This is a genomic window from Vibrio sp. SCSIO 43133 (assembly GCF_023716845.1).
In the GTDB taxonomy this organism is placed as follows: Bacteria; Pseudomonadota; Gammaproteobacteria; order Enterobacterales; family Vibrionaceae; genus Vibrio; species Vibrio mediterranei.
This window is the reverse complement of sequence record NZ_CP068025.1, coordinates 710909-723954: the sequence shown is the minus strand read 5'-3', so window position 1 is coordinate 723954 and position 13046 is coordinate 710909. Positions and strand designations below refer to the sequence as shown.

The 13046-nt window shown below is 43.8% G+C and carries 12 protein-coding genes; 5 read left to right on the top strand and 7 right to left on the bottom strand.

The features are described from left to right. Positions 1-154 precede the first annotated feature (154 nt). The gene (locus tag JKJ11_RS20110) at positions 155-2152 is read left to right on the top strand and encodes a methyl-accepting chemotaxis protein (protein ID WP_252039874.1); all 1998 of its coding nucleotides are present in this window, start codon (positions 155-157) and stop codon (positions 2150-2152) included. A 61-nt stretch (positions 2153-2213) separates the two neighbouring features. On the opposite strand, the gene JKJ11_RS20105 is transcribed toward JKJ11_RS20110, so the two are convergent. Both JKJ11_RS20105 and JKJ11_RS20100 read right to left on the bottom strand, forming a co-directional pair. Beyond that, positions 2214-2681: a YjiG family protein gene (locus JKJ11_RS20105; RefSeq protein WP_006069530.1), complete on the bottom strand. Its 468-nt coding sequence runs from the start codon at positions 2679-2681 to the stop codon at positions 2214-2216. Continuing rightward, the gene (locus tag JKJ11_RS20100; protein WP_006069531.1) at positions 2678-3415 is read right to left on the bottom strand and encodes a nucleoside recognition domain-containing protein; all 738 of its coding nucleotides are present in this window, start codon (positions 3413-3415) and stop codon (positions 2678-2680) included. Before JKJ11_RS20100 ends, JKJ11_RS20105 begins: the two co-directional genes overlap by 4 nt. A gap of 325 nt (positions 3416-3740) precedes the next feature. On the opposite strand from JKJ11_RS20100, the gene JKJ11_RS20095 reads away from it, so the two are divergent. After that, a complete protein-coding gene (locus JKJ11_RS20095) occupies positions 3741-4916 on the top strand; it encodes an MFS transporter (RefSeq protein WP_252039872.1) in 1176 nt (391 codons plus the stop codon). A 49-nt stretch (positions 4917-4965) separates the two neighbouring features. Here the strand turns inward: JKJ11_RS20095 and JKJ11_RS20090 are convergent, their stop codons facing one another. After that, positions 4966-6111, bottom strand: coding sequence for a ribosomal protein uL16 3-hydroxylase (locus JKJ11_RS20090; RefSeq protein WP_252039871.1), 1146 nt, complete (start codon positions 6109-6111; stop codon positions 4966-4968). A gap of 158 nt (positions 6112-6269) precedes the next feature. Between JKJ11_RS20090 and JKJ11_RS20085 the strand changes: the two genes are divergently transcribed. Next, complete coding sequence (locus JKJ11_RS20085) at positions 6270-6929, top strand: DUF3313 family protein (RefSeq protein WP_252039870.1); 660 nt, start codon at positions 6270-6272, stop codon at positions 6927-6929. 49 nt (positions 6930-6978) lie between these two features. Here the strand turns inward: JKJ11_RS20085 and pstB are convergent, their stop codons facing one another. The 4 genes from pstB to pstS all read right to left on the bottom strand — a co-directional run bounded on the left by pstB (position 6979) and on the right by pstS (position 10701). Further along, positions 6979-7725, bottom strand: a complete 747-nt coding sequence (gene pstB, locus JKJ11_RS20080) for a phosphate ABC transporter ATP-binding protein PstB (protein ID WP_327196417.1) — start codon at positions 7723-7725, stop codon at positions 6979-6981. 116 nt (positions 7726-7841) lie between these two features. Continuing rightward, on the bottom strand, positions 7842-8678 hold the full coding sequence (pstA, locus tag JKJ11_RS20075) for a phosphate ABC transporter permease PstA (protein WP_062461158.1): 837 nt from the start codon (positions 8676-8678) through the stop codon (positions 7842-7844). Continuing rightward, complete coding sequence (gene pstC / locus JKJ11_RS20070) at positions 8675-9604, bottom strand: phosphate ABC transporter permease subunit PstC (RefSeq protein ID WP_252039868.1); 930 nt, start codon at positions 9602-9604, stop codon at positions 8675-8677. The genes pstA and pstC overlap by 4 nt, the downstream gene beginning before the upstream one ends. 53 nt (positions 9605-9657) lie before the next feature. Further along, positions 9658-10701, bottom strand: a complete 1044-nt coding sequence (gene pstS, locus JKJ11_RS20065) for a phosphate ABC transporter substrate-binding protein PstS (protein ID WP_236110220.1) — start codon at positions 10699-10701, stop codon at positions 9658-9660. A 332-nt stretch (positions 10702-11033) separates the two neighbouring features. On the opposite strand from pstS, the gene JKJ11_RS20060 reads away from it, so the two are divergent. Together JKJ11_RS20060 and JKJ11_RS20055 are read left to right on the top strand one after the other, a co-directional pair. Continuing rightward, entirely contained in the window at positions 11034-12413 is a 1380-nt protein-coding gene (locus tag JKJ11_RS20060; RefSeq protein WP_252039866.1) for a sensor histidine kinase, read from the top strand. Beyond that, positions 12410-13042, top strand: coding sequence for a response regulator (locus JKJ11_RS20055; RefSeq protein ID WP_031496042.1), 633 nt, complete (start codon positions 12410-12412; stop codon positions 13040-13042). Before JKJ11_RS20060 ends, JKJ11_RS20055 begins: the two co-directional genes overlap by 4 nt. The last annotated feature ends 4 nt before the right edge of the window (positions 13043-13046 follow it).

Below are 13046 nucleotides of genomic sequence, written 5' to 3'. Positions count from 1 at the left end.
AGGTCCCCACACACTGCCTAGCTTTTATTCAATACTAAGTACAAACACTTACCTTCGCAAAGAGTTGGTAACAAATCGTAAAACAAAACATTGAATTTTTGAGATAGATGCCGATATAGTGATGAATTAATCAGGATTTTATAGAGGTTTAAGGATGAAGCTCTCGATATCGGGTAAGCTCAGAACAAGTTTTCTGGCGCTTGGCGTACTTTTTATCGTCTCATCACTTTTTGTGTATCGCAGTGTAGAAAGCGTGCAAGCAGACACCCAGTCTTTGTTATTACATGACCTTCCAACGGTCGATGCCAGTCGGCAACTTGGTCAGTCTATTCAAGAAACGGTTTCAGAATTGCGAGGTTTTCTGCTCTTAGTGGGCTCTGAAGAGCAAGTCGAAGGCTATCGTGGAGAGGTTCTCTCAAAAATAGATCTAGTTGATATCCAGTTGATTAGCTTGGAGTCATTGATTTCTTCTCAGCAATACCAAGTCATCAATGATGAATGGAGCACTATTAAAGCAACTTCAGCTGATATTTTAGCAATAAGCCATACCGATGAAAATTTACCAGCGCACTCTCTATTTATTAATGAAGCCGCTCCTATTGCCGAAGTGGCTCTCGATCAGTTGCAAGGACTGATCAATGATGAAGCCGGAAAAACGGAAGGTGGAGAGAGAAAGCGACTCTTTAAGCTTTATGCCGATGGTTATAATTCTCTCGCAAATGCATTAGCGGCGCTACGTGACTACTTGCAATATGGTGCTCAAGATTATCTAGATAAGTATGCGGACTTGATGAAATTCCACGATCAAGTCGTGACCCAAATTGGTTACAAGCAGTCGTTCATGAGTGATAGTGACCAGAGCTTATGGTCTCTATTTAACGAAATGAAAGCGTTGTATGTTCCGCTAGCAAAGCAAGTTATTGAGATACGACAATCGGATGGTTGGAATCGCTCGAATAGTCTGATGTCTGACACTTTGCTGCCTGCGATTAATGTGGTTCAAAATGAACTGAATGGCATCGTTAGTGCACAACAACAAAAAGCGTCATCGACAGAGCAAAGTATCAGTAGTAGCGTGACCGCACTTATTACCGTGCTAGGCATCAGCTGTATTGCGGTACTTGTCGCAGCGTTTGTCATTTCTCATATTATGGGACGCCAAATAGGAGGGCGTATTTCCCTTATTGTCAAACGAGCTCAAATTATCGCGGAAGGTAACGTCTCCAGTGAACCACTGGCGGTGTCTGGCAGTGATGAGCTTGCTGATTTGACCAAATCTATTAACGCTATGAATCATGCGCTGGCAACATTAGTTGGTCAAGTGACCAATAGTGTAGAAGCTGTTGAACTGAGGATGGGCGATTTAACTCAAAACAGCCGTGAAAGTTTGACTAAAGTTGAACAGCAGTCACAACATGTCGATGAAATAGGTCACTCTTTGTCTGAGGTTGCGGTAGGGTCTGAGCAAACGGCCAGTCAAGTACAGTTGTCGTCCTCTGCATTGGTTGATGCGAAACAAGAACTGATTTCTGGTGAGGATGTGTTGACCGAAAACCATACCAACATGACTTCGTTAGTCACGACCATTGAAACAACTCAGCAGTTAGTTGAACAATTAAGTAACGAGAGTCAAGCGATCGGTAAAGTGACTGAGGTCATCGAAGGGCTAGCAGAGCAAACCAACTTACTGGCACTGAACGCAGCGATAGAAGCAGCGAGGGCTGGAGAACAAGGGCGAGGCTTTGCCGTTGTTGCTGACGAGGTGCGAATGCTGGCTAGTAGAACGACGGAATCGACAACGGAAATCAACACTATCATTCAAGCTATTCGAACTTCCACAAGTAAAGTTGTAGAGCAAATCAATGTCGGCACCACCATAGCATCCGAAGCTATGGAACAAACTAGTGGTGCATTGAGTCGAATTCAATCATCTGGCGAACAGGTAGAGCTCGTAAATGACCAGATGGCAAGCTTGGCGGCAACCGCGGAGCAGCAGGCGGTGGCCACTCAGTCTATTTCGAAGCTTGTTAACGAGATTAATGAATCGCTTAAATTAGTAGCGGAACAATCTCGCACAACAAACCATGTGACGGAGCAAGTCACCAGCAACGTAGGGGAGTTGCACGCTCAAGTCGCTAAATTCAAGGTCTAGCAAACAAAAAATGCCCTTCATATGAAGGGCATTTTCTTTACATATGTTAAGCGCTGCTGAGTTAAACCAAAATGTTCATTAGGAACATAGCGCCAAACGCGTTCAAGACAGAAATTGCAATCATTACTGGGATATAACGACCCTCTGTACCGATTGGTCCCATGATACGCCCCATATATTGAATTTGAGAACCCATCAAATAGATGGCTGGAGCTAGGATGGCAATATGAGTGCCGTTTAGAATGCCTTGGTCGAATAAAGTGATTACCACACCGACGGCACCGCCCATAGACATCCAAGCACCGATAAGTACAGCGGCAGCTTCACCCGGTAGGCCAAATACAGCCATCACAGGAGAGAATAAAGCGCCCATTGCATCTAATGCCCCCGTTATCTGCAGCGCTTTAATAATGACAAACGCCATTAGAACGTTAGGGACTGTAGATGTGGTTGCAATAACCCAACCTTTCTTAGCACCCTCAACAAAGATGTCCGTCACCATAGGTTTTTTCGCTTTTACTTCACTCATGATGTCGCCTCTTGTTTAGTCATAGTTTCGTCGTCTTTATTCGACTTGTCTTCTTTACCTTCAGTGATATTTAGGTAAACACGGAATAGATTGGCACCAACAAACTTAAATAAGAACATAACGGCTACCGCTAAACCGATTGAGGAAGAAACAGCTAGTGAGCCGTCCATCATCGTTAACGTAAACAGCACCGCGCCAGAAGAGAAGAAGTTAACAATTGCTGCGCCAGCAGTGAACTGGAACATAGTGAAGACATCCGTTTCGCGTTTGGTCAAATGACCTTCGTCTTTCAACTGTCGAGTCATCGCAGCACCCGCATCAGTACTTTGAAGTGAAGCGATAAGTGCCAAGCCAGAGTTTCCTGGGATACCCATTAAAGGACGGAGAAGAGGAGAAAGAAGTTTGCGAGCCGCATCAAGTGCTCCGTAGTGCTCTAAAACATTGATCATGCCCAGTGCAAACATAACGGTTGGAATTAGTGTTAGTGCAAAAATGAAACCGTCACGAGCACCGCTACCACCAACACCTCGAAACGAAGTGGTAGCAGCTTGTACGCCAGCTTCCGTTTCAGTTACGTTGTGGGCAACTTGTCCGAATGCGCCGTTGAGTGTTGTAAAGTCAAATACCCCATACCATTCGTTGGATTGGAGTAACCCAGAGAAAAACACAATAGCAAAAGCTAGCGCAATGTAGCTTCCTATCGTTACCTTACGTTCTTTAGTTGAATCAGTCATATGACAGCCTTGAGATAGTGGAACAGTGTGCATATTTTGAGGAGTTTGATGTGCTAGAGAGATGATCGCGGTCAATTAGAATATGTATTTATATGAAGCGACTGTAACAAAATATATATCTGTGAATCAGCTTTGAAATTAGATATAGCTCTGCTAATCCCAAGGTTAAATTTTCTAATGAGAGGGCGGAATATGTATTCAATTTGGTTAAGGAACAGAGTGGGCACTAGTCATAGTATGTTACTTAACTATCCCGTGTTTTACTTATTTCGCAGCAGCATAATTGGGACACTTTGGGATACTTTTAGACATTAGGTTCCTAATTATGATGGAAAAACATGGTATTTCGTATTGGTACGCAGCAGCGTTTATGTTTGGTGCGGTGCAGTTGGTGGCGTTACCGATTTTGATTCCAAGTCATATATTTGAAGTAACAGGGTCGATGGCACATACTGGCGCGGCTCTAGCCTTTGTGGGGCTGAGTGGTTTTGTTGCGCCAATCATAGGCAGTGTGATAGATCGTTTGCGAGCTCATGCCTTAGCGCAGAAGCTCGCCTTGTTGAGTCACGTTGTTGCGATGGTTATTTTTGCGTTTGTCCCTCAAACATTGGCAATGTATTTGGCGACGTTTCTTGTCGGCTTGGGCTCAATCACTTTAATGACGGTTAATCCTACATTTATCGTGGCTGCGGGTTACAACGACGAACAGCAAGCTCTGCGTCTTACTCGAATGAACCAAAGTATTTTTGTTGGTGCAGTGATGATGGGAGCAATACTCCCCCTGAGTATAAACCTGAGCTCTCAAGTAGCATTTCTTGTCGTCGCTATTACCGCGGCACTCTCATTAATGATCAGTGGAATTGACAGCAAGAAAGCGGCATCACGTTTGGTACTAGAAGAGACGACTGAGTCAGAAACAACGGAAAAAGGTCATTGGAATGCCACGTTCGTGACGTTTTTATTAGCGGTGTTCATCGCTATGATTGCGAGTTCCAATCAGGTGGCGCAAGGTCCTAATCTATTTGAAAGCTTATTCTCAATCGATAAGTCGGCAACTTCATTATTACTGGCATTCTCCTCTGTAATTAGTTTACTAACGTTGGATATCGCAGGTCGAGCGTTAACCAAATTTGGTGCAGGGAAGGTATGGATAGTCGGTTTAATCGGTTATGTTGTCGTCGGTTTGGTATTGTCTTTACTGGCGACAGGGCACGCGCGATTTTTCTACTTGCCGTTAGTCATGCATTTGTTGTTTATGCAATGCTTATCTATGGTCGACATGGTTAAACCGGCTATTGTCGCCAAAGTAACCACTCTGCCTCCGGCTTCTACACAAGGCTTGCTACTATTTGCTATCGCGGGCGGTTATGCAACTGGTACAACGATGGGTGGAATCACCGCAGAATGGTTTGGATTAGCGAGTATCTTTAGTTTAGTTACAGGCGCTTCAGCGATAGCTGGGCTGTTTGCTGTACTTACGTTATCAAGAATCAAATCTTAGAAGAAAAATTGGCGTGTTAACGGTAAACGCAGACACGCCATTATGCTAGTTATTCAGCAAACCAATAGCCTTTATTGACTAGTTCAGTGATTAACGAAATCGCAGCGGAGTTTTGTGTTAACGATTCTCCGCTGTTTTCAAGACAAATAGTATCTTGGTTAGAGAGCAATTCTGCGAAGCTACTTAACTCTTCAGGGATCTTGAACATTTCACCGTTTACATAAATCATGTTCGGCTCGGCTTCGTGTGAAAGTGTTCTTAATCCAGCGACTTTGAATATAGCGCCACCACTTTCTAGGTGCTGATACACATCCTCGCAACTCCACTTTGAACTAGGTTCAATAATATTAAGTTGGTGTCGAGATTGGCTCAGCATGCATCCCATGAAATCTTTGATAGTGTCTTCGTCATCCAGTTTCGCTTTTAGCATGCTGACAAGGGAATCTAAGTCGCTTGTTGAAATCTTACCAAAGTTATCTTGTGTGCGAAGATCGGGCTTGTGGAGATGCTCATCACCATAATCGTGAGCCAAAATGTAATCTGCGAAGTTACTAATAAGTTCTTGTTCTTTTGGAGAGCGGAATCCAACAGAGTAGCTCATTGAAGGTTCAAGGGCGTATCCATCGTGTGGGAAACCAGGTGGAATGTAAAGAATGTCACCTGGTTCCAAAATGTCATCAATTTCTGCTTCGAAAGATTCGATTTGGCGTAGCGCTTCATGGCGCTGCGTTTCTTTATACTGTCCAACGTCTTTTGCGCCAACTCGCCAGTGACGTTTTCCCATGCCCTGAATAATGAATACATCATATTGATCGATATGAGGACCAACACCACCACCCTCGACAGAGTAGCTAATCATTAGATCATCAAATAGCCATTGCGGCATAGTTTGAAAAGGTTTAACAAGTTGCGCTGCGCCGTCATGCCAATGGTTCGCCGCCTGAACGATAAAAGACCAATTACTCTGAGGTAGAGAGGCGAACTTATCATCACCAAAAGGACCGTGTTCGGCTAGCCAATTATTATCAAGATTAGATACAAAACGTGAGTCGACCACTTCTTCCATCGTTAATCCTGCAAGTTCTTCGGGAGTGAGAGGATCTTGGAATTCAGCGAATCCCCCCTTGATGATTGTTGGCTGTTTTTGCCAATAATTGCGTAAGAACTCGTCGAGAGAGATGGTCAATTTATACATGGTTTTACCTAGTCTTCGTTTGATTGCGGAGGGATTCTAACAAAAACAGCTAGCAACACCCACGATAATCACGATGGCTCACGTTTTTCACTCTCGACACTGTTTATTAAGTGAGTGGCGCCTATGCTTGAAAGGTGACAATTGAGGAGGTCCGGAGCTTGAAAGTAAAAATCTTGGTGTTATCGATGATGTTAGCTGTGACGGGATGTACAAATACGCTTCCAACGCAATCAGACTATAAGCCGCAAGACAGTTATCGACACTTTGCGGTGGAAACCATAGGTACGTATGATGGCGTTTCTTGGTATGAACAAGGCTTTAGTCTCAATAACTACGCTGCTCTAGAATTAGGAACCGTCACCGCGGAGCGTAAAGCAAACCAAGCGTATGTGTCACAGAGTGTCGTTGATACATTGCGCTCTGAACTTGAGCAATCGCTACGAAAGCGAATAGAAAATCACTCTGTGAAATCATCGATGAATAGCAAACAAACTCTGGAAGTGGCTGTTGATGTACAGAACATTGAAGGAGTTTCCGGTGCAGTGAAGCCAACGGATTTCATTCCTATTGGTGCGGTTATCGATTTAGCTAAGGTTGTTTCAGGCACACGTGATCGTAACCTGCGATTGATTGTGTCCGTCGAACTTGTTGAGAGCGAGAGCAAACAAGTAGTAGGAAAGAGATTATTCGTTATCACTGATAAAGGGGTATTGGAGAATCGAAACTCAGAAATAACAGTAAAGTTACTTGAGCCAGATGTTAAAGAAATCTCTGATAACGTTTCTGGTTTCATCGAATATTTGAGTCAGAGAAGTTAGCCCACTCGATAAGAGCGGGCCATGAAGATGAGTCGTTGGTTGCGTAATACTAACCAAAGTCCCCTGAAATATAGCGCCTTGTGCGCTCGTTTGCCGGGTTATGGAAGATGGTCTCAGTAAGGGAAAACTCTTCGAGTTCTCCCAAATACATAAAGCCTGTGTAGTCAGAGATACGCATTGCTTGTTGCATATTATGTGTGACGATAACGATCGTGTATTTCTCTCGTAACTCTGTGATTAAGGTTTCTATTGCGGCAGTCGCAATAGGATCAAGCGCCGAAGTCGGTTCATCCATCAAGATAACTTCAGGCTCAAGGGCAATCGTACGTGCAATACATAGCCGTTGTTGCTGCCCACCTGAAAGGCCATTCGCATCGTGATGCAACTTATCTTTCACTTCTTCCCATAGGTGCGCTCGTTTAAGTGCCGATTGAATACGAGCGTCAATCTCTGCTTTTGATAGCTCACCTTGTATCTTTAACCCAAACGCCATGTTGTCGTAAATAGACATTGGGAATGGTGTGGGTTTTTGAAATACCATCCCGACTTTAGAACGCAGTTCATTTACATCGGTATTAGAAAATATGGATTCGCCATCAAGAAGAATCTCACCTTCTGCGTACTGGTTACCATAAAGATCATAAATGCGATTTAAGGTGCGCAGTAGCGTGGATTTTCCGCAGCCTGACGGTCCAATTAGTGCCGTTACTCGGTTTTTATATATCGGCATCGACACATTCTTCAATGCAGGATTTAGCCCTTTAGCATAGAAAAAGTTTAGATTTTGAATATCCATACGGTGTGTCAGATTAGACACGTCGTTGGCGTTGTTTGTCTCACAATCAAGGGTAGAAATGCAGCTTCCAAGAATGGATTGTTCGCTATTTTGAATTATGTTTGCAGTAGCCATACTTATGCCTTTCTCGCTTTTAGAAGTTTCGGCAAAGCTGTTGCCGTGATATTAACAATCAAAATAAAGGTGGTAACGATGAGAGCGCCCGCCCATGCCAGTTCTTGCCAAGAGGCGAAAGGACTCATAGCAAATTGATATATGGTGACAGGCAAGTTAGCCATTGGTTTGCTCAAATCAGTCGTTAAGAAACTGCTGTTCAATGAAGTGAAAAGCAGAGGAGCCGTTTCGCCAGAAATACGTGCGACAGACAGTAATACGGCAGTCATAATTCCGGGTCCAGCGGCTCGATATCCAAGCTGGGTGATGACTCGCCACTTCGGAGCGCCTAGGCCACTTCCTGCTTCTTTCAATGTTGGTGGGACCAAGCGCAGCATCTCTTCTGTCGACGCTACGATCACAGGCAACGCCAATATTGCTAATGCAATTGCACCTGCCCAGCCTGAATAACCTCCGGTTGGAACCACGATAACCGCATAAACAAACAAGCCAACTAGGATTGAAGGCGCACTCATAAGCATACCGTTTAGGAAGCGAATTGATTCGGCAACTTTATTGCCAGGCTGAGCCTCTGCTAACCATGTTCCAGCAAGTACCCCGATAGGTGTAGCTATGAGGATACCGATAGTGGTGAGCATTAAGCTCCCTAATAGAGCATTTTTGAGTCCACCATGACTGCCAGGACCTGGAGTAATCTCAGTAAAGACTGCCCACGTGATGCCTTTGATTCCTTCACCCACTAGGGTATACAGTACGCAAGCCAATACAAACACACCACATGCTGCAGAGAAGGTACAGAATGCGAGAAACAGCTGATTCTTTAGCTTTCTTATTTTCATGATGCTTTCCCTACTAGACGACGAGCAAATCCCATCACGAAGAACGTAATAAAGAAAAGTACAACGCCAAGCGCAATCAGTGATGCAATATGCGTTGGGTCGGTGGCTTCATTAAACTGCTGAGCGATTGTCGATGAGATTGATGCAGCAGGCATAAAGAAAGAAGTTTCAATACGGTTTGCACCCCCAATCACAAATGCGACCGCCATGGTTTCGCCTAGTGCGCGACCCAAACCCAAGATACCAGCGCTCACGGTTGCATTTTTCACTTTAGGAATCAGTACCTTGGTAATCACCTCAAAAGGTGTCGCTCCGGTACCATAAGCTGCTTCTCTCAACACATTGGGGATAGACTTTAGTGCATCTCGTGTAAGTGACGTCATGATTGGTAAAATCATGAAGGACAGAATAATGCCCGCAGTAAGAAGTCCGATGCCAATAGGCGGACCATTAAACCAAGGTCCGATGATGGGGATTTCAATAAGGTGTTGACCAGCCCAGGTTTGGAAGCCATTTGAGAACCAAGGAGAAAAGACAAAAAGACCCCACATACCATAAATAATGCTTGGAATAGCCGCTAGCAATTCGATCGCTTTACTTACCGGTACGCTGACCCATTTAGGCGCTAACTCGGCGAGAAATATTGCTGTACCTAAGGCAATAGGGACGGCAATAATAATGGCAATTAGTGATGTCACTAGAGTACCGTAGATGGCTGACGCAGCGCCGAACTGACCTCGAATCGGATCCCACACGTTATGGAATACAAAGCCCGGTCCGAATTCTTTAAATGCAGGCCATCCTCCATCAATGAGTGACAGTAAGATTCCAGAAAGAATAACAAGAATAAGTAGGGCACTAGTAAAGCTCAATCGTTCGAAAATTGAGTCGCCATTTACTTTGTTGGATAAAGTTAAAGTAGTCATAATACTGGGAATACGAGCCAGAGCCTCGAGAGGTTAGGCTCGTTAATAGTGAATTATTTAATAATGGCTTGATTGTTGGTTTTTAGACTTTGTTTCCAAGTGTCATTAACCATGCTAACGACTTTCTTCGGCATTGGAATATAGTCGAGTTCTTCAGCAGCTTTGCCTTGGGTATAGCTCCATTCAAAGAACTTAATAATCTCTTGTGCTTTCTTGGCGTCAGGTTGATCCTTATGCATTAAGATGAAAGTTGCGGCGGTCATCGGCCACGAATCAGCTCCCGGTTGGTTGTTAAGAAGTAAATGATATCCTGGAGCGTCTTCCCAATCGGCATTTGCGGCAGCGGCTTGGAAGGTTTTCATGGTTGGCATTAGATATGCGCCATCGCGAGCCTGCATTTGTGTGTACGCTAAATCATTTTGTTTAGCGAATGCATATTCTACGTAGCCGATAGCACCACGAGTGCGCGTAACGAAGTTGGCGACACCAGCGTTACCGTTTCCACCAATTGCCGTCGCTGCCGAAGGCAATGCGATGTCTTTACTTGCACCGATTTTTTCGTGCCATTCGGGGCTAACTTGATCAAGATATTCAGTGAAATTGAATGTAGTACCTGACCCATCCGAGCGGTGGACAACATAAATAGGTTGGTTCGGGAGCACTATATCTGGGTTAAGTCCCGTAATAGCTTTATCGTTCCAGTTCTTGATATTTCCTAAGTAGATATCAGCTAATACTTTGCCTGTCAGTTTTAATTGACCTGCCTTGATACCTGGGAGGTTGATTACAGGGACAATCGCGCCCATGACCATAGGAAATTGAATCATGTCTTCTTTGTTCAACTCTTCGATGGTAAGCGGTGCATCTGTCGCGCCAAAGTCTACCGTTTTTGCTGTGATCTGACGAATGCCACCACCAGAACCGATAGCTTGATAGTTGATCTGGATACCCGTTTCCTTTTGGTATTGCTCAGCCCACTTTGCATAAATTGGATGAGGGAAAGTCGCGCCCGCACCGTTAATAGTGGTCTTTGCTGCCAAGCCGAATGATGCAGTGACTAACACAGAAGACAAGAGAGCTGATCTGATAAATTTCACAATATATCTCCGATATAATTCGTTTAGTGTGGGCCATTAAAAAGGAGTAATACTTTTTAATGGCCCGGTTTAGTTTTGTGTTCAAATAAAACTAAGGTGATTGAAACTACTCAATCCATTAATCGGTATGTACCAATCAACAAAGCGGAGATTAAGAACCAAATATTACAGTTATATTAAGCGAGTACGTGACAGTGCTATTTAACGCAAAGGTTTATATAAAGTGATGCCTATCTGATAATAAAACTTCACAACATTTTACTTGGTTGTTTTAGCATGTAATACTTCTATTAATAGGTAACTTAACGATGTGAATTAAAATATTACAAAGTATGGATGAATTACTTACTTTTTCAGTTTATTTGGTTTATGGACTCGCTTTCTTTGCGATCTTTTTCGCTATATTGTTCCGAGACCTGAGTCAAAGTCGTATTTCAATGGCATCGGCACTACCGACGCTTGCTGCGTTCGGTTTATTACATGGTCTGCATGAGTGGTCTGAGCTTTATCTTGTTATTTACGCTGACGACCTAGAAAGTGTCACGGGCTTAGCAACGTTCAAGGTCGCCAAGTTGTGGCTGTCGTATATTGCATTGGGTGCTTTTGCGTGGCAGTTGCTTTCAGTAACCACTTGGCGGCAGATAAGATGGATAAAAGCATTAGGTTGCGCTGCGTTTATCTATTTCATGTTCAGTGTGGTTATCCAGTACTGGGCGTTAAGCTATAGCGATTACCTGCAACTGATTGCCAATCAAGTTCGCTTGATTTTTGGCTTTGGTGCTGCTTGTTCAGCAGGTTTAGTGATGTACGTTTACGCGAATGAGCTTGAACACGAAGGGCATGGTGCTTCAAAACCGTTTAAATTAACTGGACTCGCATTAGTTTTATATGGCATTTCAGCAGGAGTACTTACTGCCGAGTTTGGCATCTGGGTAATAATACTGCGAACGGTTAGCGCAATACTCATACTCATCTTCATTTGGAGAGCTTTGCGAGTCTTTGATCGTGAACGAGATATACAGTTAGAAACTCGGCTTCAGCAGTCACTGCATGACGTGAAGCTTCGTGAATTGGGAGAGCTATCGTCAGCCGTTGCCCACGAGATCAAGACACCACTCTCAAGTGCAACGATGGGCTGTGATATTCTTGAGCGTCAGCTACCTGAAAACGATGTATATCAACGCCAGTTGACGCGAATTCGTACTGGGCTTGAACGAGCTGCAGATATCAGTCAAGAAGTCCTAAATTACGCACATAAAAAGCCCGTATTACGAGAACGAGTGAACGTACAAGACGTGATTTACAATACATTTGAGCTTAATCGATTTCGACTTGACGGCACTGACTGGCAAGTAGATTGTCAACATGGTTTAGAGGTAGTTGGTGATGCTCAAGCTTTGCAAGATGTAATTTCTAACCTGATATCGAATGCTTGTGATGCTAGAAAAGATGGGATAATTATAACCTTTAAGGCCTATCAAGAGCAGTTGAACGCAGTCCTAGTGTTTAAAGATAATGCTGGCGGTATGAGTAAAGAGATCATTGCGAATGCTTGTAAGCCATTTTTCACAACGAAACCAAAAGGTGAAGGGACAGGGATGGGGCTTGCTATAGTGAATCAATTGGTAATGCAGCACAATGGGTCAATGAACCTCTACAACGAAGGTTGTGGTTTGACCGTAGAAATAAAACTTCCGAGATATTTGAAATGACACTGAGATTGTTACTAGCTGAAGATGACAAAGAACTGCAAGAAGCACTGATTGAAGCACTTAGCCTCGAGTCATTTGATGTCGTTGCATTTGATAATGCCGAAGATGCCATTGAGGCTGCATTGGTACAACACTTTGATGTTGCGTTACTCGATGTGGTGATGCCTGGTATAACAGGCATAGAAGCGTTATCAAGTCTTCGTCGAATTCACCCGAACATTGGCATAGTGATTTCTACGGCATTTGCGACGGTAGATGTTGCTGTGGATGCGATGAAAAAGGGAGCGGACGAGTTTCTTACTAAACCTTTTAACCTCACTACGGTGTCGACAACCTTGAAACGAATTCATGCTCAGCGATCTCCTAAGTCCCCTAAGCTAGAGCGGGATGATGATTTAGTGTTTAGCGCTCTGTCGAATCCTATTCGACGACAAGTGCTTAAACAATTGCGACTGCATCGTAAAATGAAGTTCATGGATCTATGTCGAGTAGTGGGGGTAGAAGATCACACCAAATTCAATTTTCATTTGCGTCAATTAGTTAAAGCCGGGCTGGTGTTTAAGGGTGAAGGGAAAATTTATTCTTTGACCCAAATGGGGCTGCAAGTCCATTCAGGGTTATTAAAATAATGAT